This is a genomic window from Caulobacter sp. FV2ps19 (assembly GCF_058681035.1).
Genome location: NZ_CM178729.1, coordinates 2,596,402 through 2,615,713, shown reverse-complemented (window position 1 = coordinate 2,615,713; position 19,312 = coordinate 2,596,402). Strand labels below are relative to the sequence as shown.

Here is a 19,312-nt window from a genome sequence, read left to right as displayed (position 1 = left end):
CACGATCTAGGATGAGCGTCCCTCACGAACCCTCGAGCCAGACCGATCCGTGCCCATGACCGTCAAATCCAGCGTCGCCCCCAGTGTTCTGGACGCTATCGGCAACACCCCCTTGATCCGCCTGCACCGCGCCAGCGCGGCGACCGGCTGCGAGATCCTGGGCAAGGCCGAGTTCATGAACCCCGGCCAGTCGGTCAAGGACCGCGCCGCCCTGGGCATCATCCGCGACGCCGAGGCCAGGGGCTTGCTGAGGCCCGGCGGCCGGATCGTCGAGGGCACGGCGGGCAATACCGGAATCGGCCTGGCCCTGGTCGCCTCGGCCCTGGGCTACAAGACCACGATCGTCATCCCCCGCACCCAGAGCCAGGAAAAGAAGGACGCCATCAAGCTGTTCGGCGCGCAACTGGTCGAGGTCGACGCCGTCCCCTATTCCAACCCCGACAACTATGTCCGCTATTCCGGCCGCCTGGCCGAAGAGCTGGCCAAGACCGAGCCCAACGGCGTCATCTGGGCCAACCAGTTCGACAATGTCGCCAACCGCGAGGCGCACTACGCCACCACCGGCCCCGAAATCTTCGACCAGACGGGTGGCAAGGTCGACGGCTTCATCTGCGCGATCGGTTCGGGCGGCACCCTGGCCGGCGTCGCCGCCGCCCTGCGCGAACGCAAGCCATCGGTGAAGATCGGCCTGGCCGACCCGCACGGCGCCGCCCTCTACAGCTGGTACAAGGACGGCGAACTGAAGTCGGAAGGAACCTCGATCAGCGAGGGCATCGGCCAGGGCCGGATCACCGCCAATCTCGAAGGCCTGGTGGTGGATCACCCGTTCCGGATCAGCGACGAGGAGATGCTCGGCGTGGTCTTCGATCTGATCGAGCACGAGGGCCTGTGCCTGGGCGGCTCGTCGGGGATCAATGTGGCCGGCGCGATGCACATGGCCCGGGCCATGGGTCCGGGGCACACCATCGTGACCATCCTGTGCGACCCCGGCGCGCGCTATCAGAGCAAGCTGTTCAATCCCGCCTTCCTGGCCGAGAAGGGCCTGCCGACGCCGGGCTGGATGTAGGGGGGCGCTTAAGGGGTCGTGATCCCTTGCTCCCCGCCGCTGATCCCGTAATCCTGCCCGACCTTCCAACAGGGGCGAGTCAGACCCCGAAAGGCGCCGCCATGACCTCCTCCCCCAGCGATCCGCTCGTCTCCACCGCCTGGCTGCGCGACCATCTCGAGGCGCCGGACGTGCGCATCGTCGACGCCTCATGGTTCATGCCGGGCACGCCGCGCGATCCGAAGGAAGAGTTCCTTCTGGTCCACATCCCCGGTGCGGTATTTTTCGACATCGACGAGATCTCCGACGAGACCTCCAGCTTGCCGCACATGCTGCCCAGCCCGATCAAGTTCGCCTCGCGGGTGCGCAAGCTGGGCCTGGGCGATGGCGCGCGCATCGTGGTCTATGACAGCACCGGCATCCTGCCCGCCGCCCGGGTGTGGTGGACCTTCCGGGCCATGGGCCACGAGGACGTCGTCGTTCTGGACGGCGGCCTGCCCAAGTGGATCGCCGAGGGCCTGCCCGTCGAGGACGGCCCCGCCTTGCCGCAGGAGCGCCACTTCACCCCGCGCTTTCAGGCCGACATCATCCGCTCGGCCGCCCAGATGAAGCGCAATCTCGACACCGGCCGCGAGCAGGTGATCGACGCCCGCCCCGCCGGCCGCTTCACCGGCGAGGTTCCAGAGCCCCGCGCCGGCCTGCGCGGCGGCCACATCCCCGGCTCGCGCAACATCCCGCTGGCCGACATGCTGGCCCCGGACGGCACGATGCTGAGCGCCGAAAAGCTGGCGGGTGTCTTCTCTGCGGCCGGCGTCGACATCGCCAAGCCCATCGCCACCACCTGCGGCTCGGGCATCACCGCCGCGGTCGTCGCCCTGGCCCTGGCGCGGCTGGGTTATCCGCGCGCGGCGGTCTATGACGGCTCGTGGACCGAATGGGGCGGCCTGGACGATGTTCCGGTCGCCACCGGCCCCGCCTGAACCGTCCAGAGACCCCGAGCGCCCCATGGATAGAGAAACCCGCCTGATCCGCACGGGCGCGTCTTCGGCGCCCTCGCCCAGGACCGTCAATCCGCCGATCCAGCGCGGCTCGACCGTGCTGATGGCCAATGCCGCCGATCTGTATGACGACAGCCTGATCAGCTACGGCATCACCGGCCTGTCCACCCCCGCCGCGCTGCAGACGGCCCTGGCCGAGCTGGAGGGCGCGGCCAATGTCACCCTCTATCCGTCTGGCCTGGCGGCCATCACCGGGGCCCTGCTGGCGGTGCTGAAGGCCGGCGACGAGATCCTGGTCGTCGACAGCGCCTACAAGCCCACCCGGCGGTTCTGCGACCAGGTTCTGGGCCGGTTTGGCGTCACCACCACCTATTACGACCCGGCCCTGTCGCCTCAGGCCCTGATGGCCCTGACCACACCGAAAACCCGGTTGATCGTGCTGGAAGCCCCCGGCTCCCTGACCTTCGAGATGCAGGACATCCCCGCCCTGGCCGCCGCCGCCAACGCCCGGGGCGTTCTCACCCTGATCGACAACACCTGGGCGGCGGGCTTCTATTTCAAGCCGCTGGACCATGGCGTGACGCTCAGCATCCAGGCCCTAACCAAATATGTCGGCGGCCATTCGGACTGTTTCATGGGCAGCGTCGCCACCAAGGACCCTGCCGTCGGCCAGCTGCTGATCGACGCCATGTGGGACCTGGGCTGGTCGGTGTCGTCCGACGACGCCTACACCATGCTGCGCGGCCTGCGCACCATGGCCACCCGCCTGCCGCGCCATCAGGAGAACGGCCTGACGGTCGCCCGCTGGCTGCAACAGCGGCCCGAGGTCTCGCGCGTGCTGCATCCCGCCCTGCCCGGCGATCCCGGCCACGCCCTGTGGACACGCGACTTCACCGGCGCCTGCGGCCTGTTCGGCGTCGTGCTGAAGCCGGCGCGCGAGGCGGCCGTCCACGCCTTCATCGACGCCCTGCGGCTGTTTGGCCTGGGCTTTTCCTGGGGCGGCTATGAGAGCCTGGCCATCCACTGCGACCCGCAACTGAAGAGCCGTTCGATCCCCGTGAAGCTGGAGGGGCCGCTGCTGCGGCTGCATATCGGTCTGGAGAGCCCGGCCGATCTGATCGCCGATCTGGAGCGCGGGTTCGACGCCCTGAACGCGGCGGCTTGAATAGCCCCGACTTGAACAGGGCGGCCTGAAGACTCGGCGGATTTGTGCTCTAAGGCGGCTTCATTCCCCGCGAGACCTGACTCCATGACCACCCACATCGCCCTGCTGCGCGGTATCAGCGTCGGCGGCCAGCAGCCGATCGCGGCCGAGACCTTCACCGCCCTGCTCGGCGAACTGGGCCTGACCAACGCCCGCGCGGTCGGCGGCGCCAACAACCTGGTGTTCGACAGCCCCGAGCGCACCGGCGCCGACCTGCAGAACTTCCTGGAGACCGAGATCCACGCCCGTCTGGGTCTGCGCACCGACATCTATGTCCGCACCGCCCAGGCCTGGGCGGCGATGATCGCCGCCAATCCGTACACGGACTTCGCGCAAAGCGACCCCGGCCTGCTGATGATCCTGTTTCTCAAGGACGCGCCCGACAAGAAGGTCATCGGCGCCCTGCGCACCAAGCTGAGCGAAGGCCAGCAGCTGCGCGTCGAGAGCCGCCAGCTCTATGTCACCTATCCCGACGGCCTGGGCGCCTCGCGGTTTGGCAACAACATCGTCGAAAAGGCGCTCTCGACCCGCATCACCAGCCGCCCCTGGACGCAGATCGCGGCGCTCGGCGAGGCGACCTCTGAAGCGGAGCCCGGCCAGGACGCCGCTGCGCTGGATATCTAGCACCGTAGTCCCCTCGCCCGGCGCGCGCCCGCACAGGAACCGCGACCCGATTCTGAAAGCGTGATGCGCGATAGAGCAAACGCACAGCGCCTGACGCTGCGAAAATCAGCGCAGGTTGCGCTCAAACAGGGCGCCAGACTTCGTCAGACACACCACTGCCGTTGCCCGAATTGACGCAAGGGCTGTAGCGGAACTGACTGTCAGGGCTCTCGCGGGAGAGACCGGGCCTGGCCCGGCGCTGAAGGCGAAACCACCCCGGAAACGCTCAAGCAAAAGGACCGCGACGGCTTCGAAACGCTGGAAAGCAGGGCGCGTCTGCGTGGCCCTCGCCGAAGGAGCAAGGCGGCCTCTCGTCGATCAGACAGGTGCCGCTGAATCTCTCAGGAGCCAAGGACAGCGGGGGTGCGGAAGGCGGGCTGCGATAGCCTGTCGCTACACCTTTTTGGCTACCCATGACCTGAAATCACCACAACGCCGCCCCTACTTTTCAATACTTGGAAGACATGACGCGATTACCCATGCGGTTTTCGCGAACAAGCCATTTACTGATATATTACTTGCAACATTCAATGTTCACAAATCACGCATGAGTGCTTTTATTTTCGCCTGAAACCAGTTTTGTTATCGCCAAGTTGTTTCCATAATTTACGGATTGGGCGAGATGTTTGAATTGTCCTCAATCAAATGATTGGGGATAGTCATGACGAATAGCTACACTGCGCCGGCCTCGCGCCATTTCCGGGCCTTCCTGCTCGCCGCGACAATTCTTGGAGGCGCAGCGCCCGTCCTCGCCCAGGAGGCCGCGCCCTCGACCGAGGTCGAACTGCTGGTCGTCACAGGCAAACGTGTGTCGGAAGCCAGCGTCGCCATCGGCACCGACCAGACGACCGCAACGGTTTCCATTACGCGCGAGGCCCTGCTGTCGGCCCCGGCCGGCGTCACGGGCCTGAAGATGCTGGAGTCGCTGCCGGGCTTCAACGTCCAGGCCAATGACGCCCTGGGCATGTACGAGTTCGGAAACTCTGTCTCGGTGCGGGCCTTCAACTTCCAGCAGATCGGCTTCCTGCTCGACGACATCCCCATGGGGCGCAGTGACCAGTTCGGCGGCAGCCCGATCTATCGCTATGTCGACAACGAGAACCTGCTGCGGGTCACCGCCTCGGCCGGCGCGGGCGACGTGGCCCTGCCCAGCTACGCCTCGCTGGGCCCCATCGTCGACTACTTCACCCAGACCCCCAGCGAGATCGCAGGCGGTTCGGCCAGCTACACGCGCGGCAGCGACGCGCTCAAGCGCACCTTCCTGCGGCTGGAGAGCGGCAAGGTCGGCCCCTTGTCAGGCTATGTCAGCGGCTCGTGGATCAAGGGCGACCTGTGGCGCGGCCCGGGCACGATCGACCGCAAGCACTATGAGGGCAAGTTGCGCTGGGACATGGGCGCGACCACCAGCCTGACGTTCCAGACCGTGCATAACGACTATTACGACTACGACTCCCCCTCCATCACCAAGGCGCAGTACAACGGTTCGGCGGGAGACATTTTCGGCCGCTCGGGCCGTGATTTTGCCTATCTCAGCTATGTGCCGGCGTCGGGCGCGGTGGGCTCGGCGGCCTCGGCGACCTCGCTGCCGATGACCACGGCCGGAGTTGCGTACTCGAACGCCAGTTACAACCAGTACTACAAGTTCGCCGTCAACAAGCGGCAGGACCACCTCTATGGCCTGACGTTCAAGACCGCGATCGGCGAGAACATCAACCTGACCAGCACGGCCTATTATGAGGACAAGAGCGGCTACGGCGTCTCGCCTGAATCCTATTCCACCTCGCTGGCCAGCTATAACGCCGAGCGCCTGATCGTAGCGGGCCTGACCGCGCCCAAGGGCCTCCAGTACGGCCTGTCGGGCATCGACGGCACCCGCAAGGGCGTCACGGCCAAGGGCGAATGGTTCGTCGGCATAAACACCGTCTCGGCCGGGGTCTGGCTGGAGGACGACGACTATCACCGCACCCAGGCCCGCTATAATGTCGAGAACGGCGATCCGGACGGCGCCCCGCTGCTGAACCAGCCCGTCCACCTGCAGCGCAACTACACCTCGACCCGGCAGACCACGCAGTTCTTCCTGAAGGACACCCTGTCGCTGCTGGACGATGACCTGAAGCTGGAACTGGGCTTCAAGACCCTCGACGTCGACTACAAGATCAGCGGCTATCGCAACCCGGCCGACTATATCAACAGCCGTCAGCCGACGATCAAGGCCAACTGGTCCGACAACTTCCTGCCGCAGGTGGGCCTGGTCTATTCGGTCGGCGCGCGCGACCAGATCTTCTCGTCCTACTCCGAGAACATGGCCCTGCCCCGCGGCGCAGACGACGTTCTGTCGGCCGCCAGCCCGACGGTATCGCCGCCCGACGCCGAGACCTCCAAGAACTTTGAACTGGGCTATCGCACCAACCGCCCGACGTTCAACGCCTCGTTCGTGGTCTACAAGACGCAGTTCAAGAACCGTCTGCAGCAGTTCAACACGGTCGTGCCGGGCAGCACGACGGTGGAAAGCTTCTACCAGAACGTCGGGGCCGTCGAAGCCTCGGGCGCGGAGTTCAGCGGCCAGTGGAAGCCCGAAGCGCTGGGCGGCAAGATCTATTTCAACACCAACCTGTCCTACAACAAGGCCGAGTTTCAGGACGACATCCTGAACTATCGCTCCAGCGCCACCGCCACCCCTGTCACCCTGGCGATCAAGGGCAAGAAGCTGCCGGACTTCCCCGAATGGATCTTCCAGGGCGGTGTCACCGTCGAGCCGACCGATGGTCTGGTGTTCAACCTCTCGGGCCGTCTGATCGACGATCGCTTCACCAACTTCATCAACAGCGAGAAGGCGGGCGGCTACATGATCTGGAACGCCTATGTCGATATGGGCGATGGCTTCGGCTTTGGCCCGTTCGAACAGGTCAAGGCGCGGGTCAATCTGGATAACATCTTCGACACCGACTATCTGGGCACGATCGGGACCACGGTGAACACCCTGGCCACCTTCCGGCCCGGGTCGCACCGCACGATCCAGTTCACGCTTTCCGCCGACTTCTAGGTCCACGTTCCGGCCAGCCTTCAAGAGAGGCTGGCCGGACAGCGTTCGAGTATCCGCATGACCAAAACCCTGCTGCTGGCCGCCTCGGTCGCCGCCCTCGCCTTTGCCTCCGCCGGCCACGCCGCCGAAACCGCGGCCTCGGCGCGCAAGATCCACGAGAGCCTGCTGACCCTGGACACCCACCTGGACACCCCGGCCAATTTCGGCCGGCCTGGCTGGGACATCATGGATCGCCACGACGCCGCCAAGGACGGCTCGCAGATCGACTACCCACGCATGGTCGAGGGCGGGCTGGACGGCGGCTTCTTCGCGATCTTCACCCCTCAGGGGCCGCGTACGCCCGAAGCCACCCGCGCCGCCCGGGACAGGGCGCTCATCCGAGGCGTCGAGATCCGCGAGATGGTCGCCAAGCATGGTGACAAGTTCGGCCTGGCCCTGAAGGCCGACGACGCCGCCGCGATCGCCGCCCAGGGCAAGCGCGTCGTCTTCATGAGCATCGAGAACAGCTATCCGATCGACGGCGACGTGACGCTGCTGTCCAGCTTCTACGCCCTGGGCGTGCGGATCAGCGGTCTGGCCCACTTCAAGAACAACGACATGGCCGACAGCTCGACCGACAAGCCCGAGTGGCATGGGCTAAGCCCGCTGGGCCAGCAGTTCGTCGCCGAGGCCAACCGGCTGGGCGTGGTTCTGGACGGCTCGCACTCGTCCGACGACGTGCTGGACCAGCTGATCGCCCTGTCCAAGACCCCAGTCATCCTGACCCATTCCGGCTGCAAGGCGGTGTTCGACCATCCCCGCAATGTCGACGACGCCCGGATCAAGGCCCTGGCCGACAGCGGCGGGGTGATCCAGGTCGACGCCTATTCCAGCTATCTGATCGACACCCCCAAGAACCCCGAGCGCGAAGCCGCCATGGGCGCCCTGATGGCCAAGGTGGGCGCCCGCAACGCGATGAGCGAAGCGCAACGCGCCGCCTTCATGGCCGAACGCAACGCCATCGACGCCCAGTGGCCGGTGACCAAGGCGACGTTCCAGGACTTCATGAACCACCTCAACCACGCCCTGAAGGTGGCCGGCGTCGACCACGTCGGCATCGGCATCGACTTCGACGGCGGCGGCGGCGTCACCGGCCTCAACGACGCCTCCGACTACTGGAAGATCTCCCAAGCCCTGCTGGACGAGGGCTTCACCAAGGCCGACCTCGAGAAGATCTGGAGCGGCAATGTCCTGCGCCTGCTGCGCGCGGCGGAAGCGGCGAAGGCGCCCGCGGCATAAAGCGGCGCTAGCCTCCCACGAGAAAGCCCCCGGTCTCGCGACCGGGGGCCCTGTCTGTTGGGTGATCATTCCGATCATCAAGGCTCTCTGCGAGGCGACGGCGGATGCGAAGCCGGGTGAGGCGGATGAGCTGAAGCCTGGGCGCCCGGAAGCGGACGATTTGAATTTCCGGCCAGGGTGGGAGCAAACATGCCCCCTCTCCCATAGGGAGAGGGCTGGGGTGAGGGGTTACAGTGTCAGACGGCGTGCCGGCACGACGTCCAGCCTCGTAACCCCTCACCCTCCCACCGCTTCGCGGCGGGCCCCTCCCTCTCCCTTTGGAAGAGGGGTTTTCACGTCCGCAAAGGCTCGTGAGCGGCCTATCGCTTCCCTCCAGAAAGCCGACGCTCACATGGCGCGCCCTCGTCCTGCCTCAAGCGCGGCATTTTCCGAAAGCGCGAGCGTTGGGCATATCCTCCCCCTTCCCGCGCCTAACCCCCTGAAATCCCTCGCCCGCCGCCCCACTTATCCTCCCCTCTCCGCACGGCCCTATACTGATCTCACTTCAAGGCGATGGGGAGGGCGCGTGGCCAGCGACCTTCGCGGTCTTGGAGGGCGATCGAGCGGAACGCGCTCGTCGATGCGTCGCGTCGCCTTCGGGGGATGAGGCGCAACTCTGCATTCCTCTGGCGGCGGTCGGCCTTGCAGCACAGAAACGACGTGGAATGTAAGGGGTTGGCGAGGGCGGCAGCGGGCGGAAACGCCCGTGGTCAAGGACCAGGCTTGCTGGCCTGGTCCGCCGTCGGCGGCCTAGACGGCCTGGCGTCAACAGCGCCCAGAGGCCGGACGCCGTCGGATAACGATCGCGCGGAGCGTCTGGTCTGCGTCGAAACGGTATTTTGTCTTCCTTTCCGGGCGCGGCCCGGACGCTCCGCATCCCTCCCCTGCTCCCCAGCGGCGATCCGTCGGGGCGGCGACGTCGCGCCTATCGCCAAGCCCCCTCCAGTATCGAAAGGACCCCCCATGCCCCGCAGCAAGACGCGCCTGCTGATGAACCCCTATCGGCGGCGTCCCGAGGACCATTGGGCGTCCAAAGCATTCAGGGCGCGGGTGCAGCGTCTGGGCTATGCGCTCGAGAAGAAACGACTCGCCGAGGCGGCCACGCGCCAAAGCGCGCCCGGTCTGACGACCAGGGGCGCTCCAGACGCTGTCATCGCGGACGAAGACCCGGAACCGCAGCAAGCGCCGACGCTTACCCAGATCCCGGCTCAGCGCGCCGCCCCCCCGGCTCAGGGCCGGGTTGGGATAACCGTTTTCAACGACTAGCGGATGACCCGCGCGCCCTTGCCCTTCATCACGGCCTCGACCTCTTCCTTGCGCACCATCGAGGTGTCGCCCGGGGTGGTCATGGCCAGGGCGCCGTGGGCCGCGCCGTATTCGACGGCGGCCTGGGGGCCCTTGCCTTCCATGAAGCCGTAGATCAGGCCCGAGGCGAAGCCGTCGCCGCCGCCGACCCGGTCATAGATCTCGAGGTTCTCGCGCATCATCGAGGCGTAGAACTCGCCGCCGGCATAGAGGATCGCCGACCAGTCATTGACCGAGGCGGTCTTGGCGTTCCGCAGGGTGGTGGCGGCGACCTTGAAGTTGGGGAACTCCTTGACCGCCGTCTGGATCATCTTCTTGAAGTTGGCCGGATCGATCGCGCTGATGTGCTCGTCCAGGCCTTCGACTTCAAAGCCCAGGCAGGCGGTGAAGTCTTCTTCATTGCCGATCATCACGTCGACATATTGGGCGATGTGACGGTTGACCTTCTGGGCCCCCGGCTTGCCGCCCTGCGACTTCCACAGGGAAGCGCGATAGTTCAGGTCATAGGAGATGATGGTGCCGTACTTGCGGGCGCATTCGACCGCTTCGATCACGGCTTCGGCGGTGTTGGACGACAGGGCCGCGAAGATGCCGCCGGTGTGGAACCAGCGCACGCCTTCTTCGCCGAACAGCTTCTCCCAGTTCACTTCGCCGGGGCGGATCTGCGAGGCGGCCGAGTGGCCCCGGTCGCTGCAGCCCAAAGCGGGGCGAACGCCGAAGCCCTTTTCGGTGAAGTTCAGGCCCACGCGGGTGTTGCGGCCCAGGCCGTCGAACTCGCGCCAGATCAGGTGCGAAGTGTCGACCCCGCCCTGCATCATCAAGTCCTCGACCAGCCAGCCCAGGTCGTTGACGGGCAGGGCCGTGACGGCCGTCGAGCGCTTGCCCCAGCACTTCTTGAACGCGCGGGCGACATTATATTCGCCGCCGCCTTCCCAGACGTTGAACTGGCGGGCGTTGCGCACCCGGCCAAAGCCGGGGTCGAAGCGCAGCATGACTTCGCCGAACGAGGCGCAGTCCCACATCGTTTCCGAAGCGGGGCGGATCTTGAGGATATTGTCGGTCATTTAGGCCTTCCCACGAACCTTCTTGATCAGATCGACGGTCTCACGGACCTTCTTGGTGATGCCGGCATAGTCGCCGGCGTCGAGCAGTTCCTGGGTGATGAGCTTGGAGCCCATGCCGGCGGCGACGATGCCCGCGCCGAACCACTTCTTGACCGAGGCTTCGTCGGGATCGACGCCCCCGGTCGGCATGATGCGCGTCCAGGGCATCGGGCCCAGCACCGCCTTGACGAAGTCGGGGCCGCCGACCGACGAGCCGGGGAACACCTTGACGATCTCGCAGCCCAGTTCTTCGGCATAGGAGATTTCCGAGGCCGAGCCGCAGCCGGGCGAATACGGGATCTTGCGGCGGTTGCAGACCTTGGCGACGTCGGCGTTGAGGATCGGGCCGACCACGAACTTGGCGCCGTTGGCGATATAGATGCCGGCGGTGGGGGCGTCGACGATCGAGCCCACGCCCATGATCACGCGCGGATCGGCCTCGGCGAAGTGCTTGGTCACTTCGTAAAAGACGTGGCTGGCGAAATCGCCGCGATTGGTGAATTCGATGCAGGGCGCGCCGCCGTCGGCGCAGGCCTGGATCACCTTCTTACAGACCTCGGCGTCGGGGTGATAAAAGACCGGGATCACGCCCTGGTCCATCATAGCGGTCAGAACCGCCATACGATCTTTCACCATCACATAGTCCTCCCAAAGGATCGTTCTTGCGCCAGCCCCTTAATGCGGGACCGTCGCGTGGAAGATTTCGCCGGTATTGGCTCAGGGCGATCGTTTAGACCGCGTTGCGCGCGGACGCCACTGGGTGGCTGCCGCTGCGTCAAACAAAGGCGCGCTTGGCGCGGCCTCGTTTCCTTCCCCAATCCCCTCCCTGTTGCTCGCCCTCGCAAAAGTGAGGGCGCCGAGTCAGACCCGACGCCCCGAAGTTTGCGCAGGAGCGAGCTCAAAGAGCCGCAACGAGACGGTCCGACCAGGTCGATCCGAAACGTGATGATACCGGTGTCAATGCAAGGCACGCTTGCGGCGCCACCGGTGTCATTGCGCAGATAATCAGAAACCGAGGGTTTAGGCAAGCGGCCTGACCATTGGTTTTTGTCGACCTAAGCCTCTGGAATTGAAAGAAAATTCACCGATTGATGAACACCGCTCTCCCCGGCCTTCGCCGGGGAGAGCGGGATGAGCGAAGGTATCAGCCGGTATTCCGAAGGCCCGCCGCGATCCCCGCCACGGTCAGCTGGATCGCCAGGCGAACGGACTCATCGTCATCCCCTGCCCTGCGCCGCGACAGCAGCTCCAGTTGCAGATGGTTCAGCGGATCGACGGAGCGGCCGGCCAGGGCGACGGACTCGGCCAACTCGGGCTGGTTGTCGAGCAGACTGGTCCCGCCGCGGATCGCCAGGGCCAGGCGCTGGGCGGCTTCATGCTCGGCCTTGATGGTCTCGAAGATGCGGTTGGCGTTGGCCGGATCTGGCGACAGGGCCACATAGCGGCCCGCGATGCCCATATGGCTCTGGGCCAGGGCCAGCTCCATGTTCGACAGCAGGGAGGCGAAGAAATCAAAGTCGCCGGCCAGGTCCTGAAGCTGACCGACCGACAGACCCGCGCGCTCAACGCCCGCCGCAAAGCCGAACCAGCCCGGCAGCATGAAGCGCGACTGCGACCAGGAAAACACCCAGGGGATGGCCCGCAGGTCCTCGATCTTGCGGCTGGCGGTGCGCGAAGCCGGGCGGCTGCCGATATTGAGCCCGACGATCTCGCCGATCGGCGTGGCCGACCAGAAGAAGTCCTCAAAGGCCGGATCGTCATAGACCAGGGCCCGAAACCCCTGGAACGAGGCGTCGGCCAGGGCGGTCATGGCGGCCTCGACCTTGGGATCAGGCCGGCTGACCGGACGGTCGCTGGCGATGAGCACGGCGGCGGCCAGGCTGTCGAGATTGCGACGCGCCGTGGGCAGATCGCCGAACCGCCGGGCGATCATCTCGCCCTGCTCGGTCATGCGGATCCGGCCCTGGACGGTACCGGCCGGCTGGGCCAGCACGGCCTCGGAGGCCGGGCCCCCGCCCCGTCCCACCGAGCCGCCGCGGCCGTGGAACAGCTGCAGGCCCACGCCCATCCGCTCGGCCTCGAAGGCCAGGGCCGAGGCGGCCCGGGCCACGCCCCGCCGCGAGGCGACATAGCCGCCGTCCTTGTTGCTGTCGGAATAGCCGAGCATGATCTCCTGCACCGGACGATCGCCCAGGATCGTCCGCGAGAGCGGCAGTTCCAGCCATTGGCGCAGCACGCGGGGGCCCTGCTCCAGATCCTCGATGGTCTCGAACAACGGGCTGATCTTGACCGAAGACCGCGGCCCCGCCCCACCCCAGACCAGGCCGACCTGCTTGAGCAGAACCAGCGGCTCGAGGATGTCCGACAGGGTCGCCGACTTGGAGATCACATAGGCGCCCAGGCAACCGTGGCCATAGTCGCGCACCGCCTGGGCGGCGGCCTCCAGGGTCGCCAGCTCGCGGGTCGTCTCTTCGCCATAGGCGGTGAACGGCGAGACCAGAGGGCGTTGGTGCGACAGCTCCTCGATCAGGACCTTGCAGCGCGCCTCTTCGTCCAGCTTCAGATAGCCGACATCGGCCCCGGCGCGCTGGAACAGCTCGTGCAGGGTGCGCTCGTGCACATCGGCGTTCTGGCGCAGGTCAAGCGACATCAGATGGAAGCCGCAGGCCCGGGCCACCTCGACCAGGGTGCGCAGAGCCGTGCCGACCAGCCGCGCGCCGCCGTTGCGCTCCAGCGAGTCGATGACGACCGCAAGGTCCGCGACAAAGGCGTCGGGATGGGCGTAGGGCTCGACATCGGTCTCGCCATTGGCGTAGGCGACGGGCTGCCCGGTCAACTTCTGAGACACGGCGTTGAGACGGTCGAAGACCAGCTCGAGGACCAGGCGATAGGGCTCGTCGATGCGATGAATCGAGGGGTCCTCGGCCTGGGCGGCCAGGGCCATCAGCTCATCGGAGACCGGCGTATAGGCGGTGGAGATCGCCAGGTTGGACCACAGCTTGCGGACCTCGGCGGCGTACCAGTCGAGGATCACCCGCGATTGCGAGCTAAGGGCCAGTTTCAGGGTCTCGCCATTGACGCCGGGATGGCCGTCGCGGTCGCCGCCCAGCCAGGACCCCATCTTCAGCAAGGGCGCCACTTCGCCATTGTGGGCGATCTGGGCGCTCCAGTCGCCATAGAGGTCGATGATCGCCGGCAGGATCGAGGTGCGAACGATCGACAGGGCGTTGCGGATCTCATCCTTCACGGTGATCCGCTCGGGACGATAGAGCCGGGTGCGCCAGACCAGGGCGATCTCGCGGAACAGGCGTTCGCGGATGTCGCTCTCGAGATCGGCCGGCAAATGGTGCCGGCGCAGGGCCATCAGCCGGGTGATCTCGGTTTCGCGGTCGACCATGCTGCGGCGGCGCACTTCGGTCGGGTGGGCGGTGAGAACCGGCACCACGTTCATGGATCCCAGGATCCTGGCGATGTCCGCGTCGGTCTTACCGCCGGCCTTCAGGATCTTGACCGCGTCGACCAGGGTGCGCGGACGCTCGTCGCCCGGCTGGGCGTCGGCTTCGGCGTGTCGGCGGCGGCCGGCTACGTCCTCGCCGATATTGGCCAGCAGGGAATGGCTGGCAAAGGCACGGGCCAGGAACATGGCCTGGTCGTTGGACAGATCCGCGAACAGATGGTCCAGCCCCTGCGCGTCGCCGTTGTCACTCTCGCGGGAAGCGTTCTTGCGCGCCCTGGCCACCAGGCCCGCCGCCTCGTCGCCTTCCAGATAAGCGATGGCCTCGGACAGCAGGTCGCTCAGCAAGGCGGCGTTCTGGCGAACGTGGCGGCTGGTGGGACGATCGCCGCCAAGCGACAAGGCCGGGTTACGCATAAGCGAGCTCCGCTGACGCCAGGGGCGCCTCTACAGATGGATGAACCGGGACGCCAGACCCGTCCGGACTGCCGTAACGGCGCCCTTAGCGCGCTTTGTGGTCAGCGAAAACCCGGACGGCATGATGGTTGCGCTACCATCGTCATTATGGACGATTTTGACCCGCTAGCGAGCCAGCCACCCGCCATCAACGGGCAGAGTTATCCCCTGGACATAGTCCGCCGCCGGCGAAGCGAGGAACACGGCGGCGCCGCCCAGATCGCTGGGCTTGCCCCAACGGGCGGCCGGGATCCGGGCCAGGATCGAGGCGTTTCGATCGGCGTCGTTGCGCAGGGCCTCGGTGTTGTTGGTGTCGAAATAGCCCGGCGCGATGGCGTTGACGTTGATGCCCTTGGTGGCCCACTCGTTGGCGAGGATCTTGGTCAGGCCGGCCAGGCCGCTCTTGCTGGCGGTGTAGGACGGCACGCGGATGCCGCCCTGGAAGGACAGCAGGGAAGCGATGTTGATCACCTTGCCCGCGACGCCATTGACCGGCCCCTGCTTCAACACCTGGCGGGCGAAGGCCTGGGTCAGGAAGAAGACGACCTTCAGGTTGGTGTCCATCACCGCATCCCAGTCGGCTTCGCTGAAATCCAGGGAGTCCGCGCGGCGGATGATGCCCGCGTTGTTGACCAGGATGTCGACCTTGCCAAAGGCGGCGAGCGTCTCATCGATCACGCGTTGCACCGGCTCGATCGAGCCGAAGTCGGCCTTGATCGACAGGAACTTGCGACCCGTCGCCTCGACGGCGGCCTTGGTCTCGGCAGGCTCGCTGCGGCCGGCGGCGGCGATGTCGGCGCCGGCTTCGGCCAGAGCGACAGCGACGGCCTGACCCAGGCCGGTATTGGCGCCGGTGACGAGGGCGACCTTGCCTTCGAGGCTGAACGGATTGGCCATGGTGTGCTCCTGCTCAAAAATCCTGTCATCCCGAACGACCTGAAAGGCCGATCCGGGACCACGGCAAGCGCTGACGCTCGCGGCGGTCCCGGCTCTACGCTTCGCTCAGGCCGGGATGACAGCCGGAGCGACGCTGGCTCGAAAGCCTTATTTCAGCTGGCAGATGTCCAGCACGTTCATGTCGGTATAGTCGAGGTTCTCGCCGCCCATCGCCCAGATGAACGTGTAGTTCGAGGTGCCCGAGCCCATGTGGATCGACCACGGCGGGCTCATCACGGCTTCTTCGTTGGCGATCACGATGTGACGCATCTCGTCCGGCTCACCCATATAGTGGAAGACCCGGTCGTTCTCGCCCAGGCCGAAGTAGAAATAGGCTTCCGAACGACGGTCATGCAGGTGGGGCGGCATGGTGTTCCAGACGCTGCCCGGCTTCAGGACGGTCATGCCCAGCAGCAGCTGGGCCGACTTGCAGGTGGTCGGCACGATGTACTGGTAGATGGTGCGCTCGTTGGAGGTTTCCAGCGCGCCGCGCTCCAGCGGAACGGCGTTGGCGAATTCAAGCTTCTTGGTCTCGAAGGCGGCGTGGGCCGGCAGGCTGGTCAGGTAGAAGCGCGCCGGATTGGCGGCGTCGAGGCTTTCGAACACCACGTCCTTGGCGCCCATGGTGACGTAGATGCCGTCACGCGGCTCGATGTCGTAGACGACGCCGTCGACCGTGACCTTGCCCTTGCCGCCGCCCACATTGATCGCGCCCAGTTCGCGACGCTCCAGGAACGGGTGACCGGCGGCCGAGGCGGGCTCGGTCTGGTCGGGCAGCTTCACACCCTTCGAGATGGGGGCGGCGCCGCCGATCACGAAGCGCTCGGCGTGATTGTAGTGCAGGACTATGCCGTCCTCGGCGAACAGGCCGTCCATCAGGTAACGATCGCGCAGATCGTCATTGCTGACCGAGAACATCATGTCCGGATGGGTGGCGTGATAGGTCTTGCTGAACATTGTGGTGCTCCGGAGTTCTTATTGGGCGGCTTGGGCCGACGAAGGCGTCGACCGGGGTTGATCGAGTTTGTACGCCCGCTTGGGCAGGGTGTAGGTCAGGTCGACGATCAGCTCCTGGGCCTCGACGAGGTCCATGCGGTGCTCGGCGACCATGCGGGCCAGGAAGCTCGAGTCGACGCGACGGGCCACATCGTGGCGGGCCGGGATCGACAGGAAGGCGCGGGTGTCGTCGTTGAAGCCGACGGTGTTGTAGAATCCCGCCGTCTCGGTGACCTGTTCTCGGAACCGCATCATCCCTTCGGGGCTGTCGTGGAACCACCAGGACGGACCCAGCTTCAGCACGGGATAGTGGCCGGCCAGCGGCGCCAGCTCGCGGCTGTAATTGCTCTCGTCCAGCGTGAACAGGATGATCGACAGGCGCGGATCATTGCCAAATTTGCTGAGCAGCGGCTTCAGCGCCGAGACGTACTCGGTGCGGATCGGGATGTCGGCGCCCTTGTCGCGGCCATGCGAGTTCAGCAGGCCGACATTGTGGTTCCGATGCGAGCCGGGGTGGATCTGCATGACCAGCCCGTCGTCCAGGCTCATCCTGGCCATTTCCGTCAGCATCTGGGCGCGGAACAGCTCGGCCTTGTGCGGCGTCACCTCGCCCTTCACCAGGCTCAGGAACAGAGCCTCGGACTCGGCGTCGGTCAGGTCGGCGGTGGCGGCGGTCGGGTGGCCGTGATCCGACGAGGTCGCACCGGCGTCGATGAAGGCGCCGCGACGGATGCGGTGGCCTTCCAGATAGCCCTGCCAGCTATAGACGTCCTGACCAGAGACCTCGGCGAAGCGCTCGAAGGCGCGCGGCGAGCGCTCGTCCTCAAAGTCGATGACGGCGTCAGGACGATAGGCCGTGATCACATGACCGCCCCAGCCGCTCTCACGGATGGCGTGGTGGTGCTTGAGGCTCTCGTGCGGACCTTCGGTGGTGGCCAGCGTCTCGATGTTGAAGCGGTCGAACAGGGCCCGCGGCCGGAAGGCGTCGGTGGCGAGGGCCACGTTGATGGTGTCGAAATACAGATCCGAGGTCTCGGCGGCGAAGAACACCTCCATGCCGAACACCTGGCTGAACACGTGGTTGAGCCAGATCCACGAGGGCGTGCCCCGGAACAGGTGGAAGTTCTGGGCCAAAAGGCGCCAGGCCTCGCGCGGATCGGTTGCCGGAACACCCGACTTGGAGCGCACCTTCAGGGCGTCCAGCGAGATCCCCTGGCTGTAGAGCATGCGGAACAGATAATGGTCGGGCGCCAGCAACAGGTCGGTGGCGTCCTGGAAAGGGGCGTTGGCGGCGAACCAGCTGGGATCGGTGTGGCCGTGCGGGCTGATGATCGGCAGCGCCTTGACCGCCCCATACAGTTCTCGCGCGATCGAACGCGTGCGCTCGTCGGCGGGAAACAGACGATCTTCGTGAAAAATCAGGGGCCTGACCATAGATTCCTCCTGCTTCCTCTTCAGCCGGCGGCTTCACGCTTGGCCGCTTCTAACGCGCGCTTGGTAACCGGTGTCATGACTGGATGCAAGCCAGCCCCTTTCAGGTCAGTCTATACCGAAGGCACAGGACCCGACGACTCCCGAACGACCAGAGTTGGCTCGGTCAGGGAAGGATCGCGTTCTTCCCGCCGCTCGCCACGCTCCGCATCGATCAACTTCTCGGCCGCCATCCGCCCGATCTCTCGGGTCGGGGTGCGGACAGTGGTCAGCGGCGGCCAGACGGCCTGGGCGATCTGGAAGTCATCAAAACCCACGACCGTCAGGTCTTTGGGCACATTGAGGCCAGCCTTGCGGGCCGACTGCAAAACCCCAGCCGCCATTTCATCATTGCCTGCGAAGATGGCCGTCGGGCGCGGGGTCCGGGCAAGTAGCTCGTCCCCGCACGCCATGCCGGATTCGAAGGTATAGGCGCCCTGGATGATGTCGCTCGGCGCCAAGGCCAAGCCGAGCTCGGCCAGCGCATCCTCAAAGCCCCCTCGCCGCTCATGGGACGAGCGAAAGCTGTCAGGACCGGAAATGAACGCAATACGCCGATGGCCAAGGTCGAGGATATGCTTCGCGGCCTGAGCCCCGCCCATTCGGTCATGACCGACAATCATGTGCTCGGGCTTGTCCAGCGGCACCGAAGCGATGCGGATGTAGAGACATCCAATTTCATTGAGCAGCTTGGCGACCCGCTCGTCTTCCGAAACCGACGGCGGCAGCACAACGCCATAAAGCTTCTGCCGCTCGACGAAGGCGCGGACGTCCGCCAGGAAGGTCGGGCTCGCGCGATCACACGGGTGCACCACCAGTTCGAAACCCGAGCCCCGCATGCCATCCAGCAACCCCAGCTGCATGTTCACGACATACTGCGGATTGGGGTTGTCATAGATCATGCCGATCAGGAACGACCGGCGGAAGGCCAGGCCTCGGGCCTGGGGGTCGGGCGCATAGCCCCACTCGGCGATCACCGCCTCAATCCGCTCGCGGGTTTCATCGCGGACGAAAGGCGACTGGTTGATCACACGCGAAACGGTCTTCTTGGACACCCCGGCCAAGCGGGCGATGTCATTGATCGTGGCGCGCTTGCGCCCCCCTTCCAGGCCGCTCCCGGTTTCGGTGTCGGCAAGCGACGGCAGAGGCGGCTTTGAAGAGTTCACGGCGTTTCCATGCAGCTTTGAGCGCTTTCTTTTGTCATACTCTACACGCACAGGCCTCGCCACCAATGGCCGAAACAGTCGTTTGCAACAAAACTGACACCGGTTACCCTGCCGTTAGACGACGCTTCACAGCGCCTGAGGCCCTAGATGAAGGCA

At 65.7% G+C, this 19,312-nt stretch carries 14 protein-coding genes and 1 riboswitch; of the genes, 7 read left to right on the top strand and 7 right to left on the bottom strand.

Features of this window, described 5'->3' with window-relative positions; all coding sequences use genetic code 11:
• Positions 1–55: 55 nt before the first annotated feature.
• The 7 genes from ACW18B_RS12325 (at position 56) to ACW18B_RS12295 (ending at position 9,536) form a co-directional block, all read left to right on the top strand.
• Positions 56–1,066: a cysteine synthase A gene (locus ACW18B_RS12325; RefSeq protein ID WP_492047338.1), complete on the top strand. Its 1,011-nt coding sequence runs from the start codon at positions 56–58 to the stop codon at positions 1,064–1,066.
• Between the two features lie 101 nt (positions 1,067–1,167).
• A complete protein-coding gene (sseA, locus tag ACW18B_RS12320; protein WP_492047337.1) occupies positions 1,168–2,025 on the top strand; it encodes a 3-mercaptopyruvate sulfurtransferase in 858 nt (285 codons plus the stop codon).
• A 25-nt stretch (positions 2,026–2,050) separates the two neighbouring features.
• On the top strand, positions 2,051–3,208 hold the full coding sequence (metC, locus tag ACW18B_RS12315; protein ID WP_492047336.1) for a cystathionine beta-lyase: 1,158 nt from the start codon (positions 2,051–2,053) through the stop codon (positions 3,206–3,208).
• A gap of 84 nt (positions 3,209–3,292) precedes the next feature.
• Positions 3,293–3,871, top strand: a complete 579-nt coding sequence (locus ACW18B_RS12310) for a DUF1697 domain-containing protein (protein ID WP_492047335.1) — start codon at positions 3,293–3,295, stop codon at positions 3,869–3,871.
• A 202-nt stretch (positions 3,872–4,073) separates the two neighbouring features.
• A riboswitch (glycine riboswitch) is annotated at positions 4,074–4,162 on the top strand.
• A gap of 409 nt (positions 4,163–4,571) precedes the next feature.
• Entirely contained in the window at positions 4,572–6,953 is a 2,382-nt protein-coding gene (locus ACW18B_RS12305) for a TonB-dependent receptor (protein ID WP_492047334.1), read from the top strand.
• Positions 6,954–7,010: 57 nt separating this feature from the next.
• A complete protein-coding gene (locus ACW18B_RS12300) occupies positions 7,011–8,231 on the top strand; it encodes a dipeptidase (RefSeq protein WP_492047333.1) in 1,221 nt (406 codons plus the stop codon).
• 1,002 nt (positions 8,232–9,233) lie between these two features.
• Positions 9,234–9,536, top strand: a complete 303-nt coding sequence (locus tag ACW18B_RS12295) for a hypothetical protein (protein ID WP_492047332.1) — start codon at positions 9,234–9,236, stop codon at positions 9,534–9,536.
• On the opposite strand, the gene ACW18B_RS12290 is transcribed toward ACW18B_RS12295, so the two are convergent.
• The 7 genes from ACW18B_RS12290 to ACW18B_RS12260 form a co-directional block, all read right to left on the bottom strand.
• Positions 9,533–10,639 (bottom strand): PfkB family carbohydrate kinase, encoded by a 1,107-nt coding sequence (locus tag ACW18B_RS12290; RefSeq protein ID WP_492047331.1) that lies wholly within the window; start codon positions 10,637–10,639, stop codon positions 9,533–9,535. The two genes, ACW18B_RS12295 and ACW18B_RS12290, sit on opposite strands and share 4 nt — an antisense overlap.
• Positions 10,640–11,314, bottom strand: a complete 675-nt coding sequence (locus ACW18B_RS12285) for a bifunctional 4-hydroxy-2-oxoglutarate aldolase/2-dehydro-3-deoxy-phosphogluconate aldolase (RefSeq protein WP_492047330.1) — start codon at positions 11,312–11,314, stop codon at positions 10,640–10,642.
• A 508-nt stretch (positions 11,315–11,822) separates the two neighbouring features.
• Entirely contained in the window at positions 11,823–14,549 is a 2,727-nt protein-coding gene (ppc, locus tag ACW18B_RS12280; protein WP_492047329.1) for a phosphoenolpyruvate carboxylase, read from the bottom strand.
• Between the two features lie 165 nt (positions 14,550–14,714).
• Positions 14,715–15,485, bottom strand: coding sequence for a 2-dehydro-3-deoxy-D-gluconate 5-dehydrogenase KduD (kduD, locus tag ACW18B_RS12275; protein WP_492047328.1), 771 nt, complete (start codon positions 15,483–15,485; stop codon positions 14,715–14,717).
• A 147-nt stretch (positions 15,486–15,632) separates the two neighbouring features.
• On the bottom strand, positions 15,633–16,481 hold the full coding sequence (kduI, locus tag ACW18B_RS12270) for a 5-dehydro-4-deoxy-D-glucuronate isomerase (RefSeq protein WP_492047327.1): 849 nt from the start codon (positions 16,479–16,481) through the stop codon (positions 15,633–15,635).
• An 18-nt stretch (positions 16,482–16,499) separates the two neighbouring features.
• A complete protein-coding gene (uxaC, locus tag ACW18B_RS12265; RefSeq protein WP_492047326.1) occupies positions 16,500–17,954 on the bottom strand; it encodes a glucuronate isomerase in 1,455 nt (484 codons plus the stop codon).
• Positions 17,955–18,064: 110 nt separating this feature from the next.
• Positions 18,065–19,135, bottom strand: a complete 1,071-nt coding sequence (locus ACW18B_RS12260; RefSeq protein WP_492051698.1) for a LacI family DNA-binding transcriptional regulator — start codon at positions 19,133–19,135, stop codon at positions 18,065–18,067.
• Positions 19,136–19,312 lie beyond the last annotated feature (177 nt).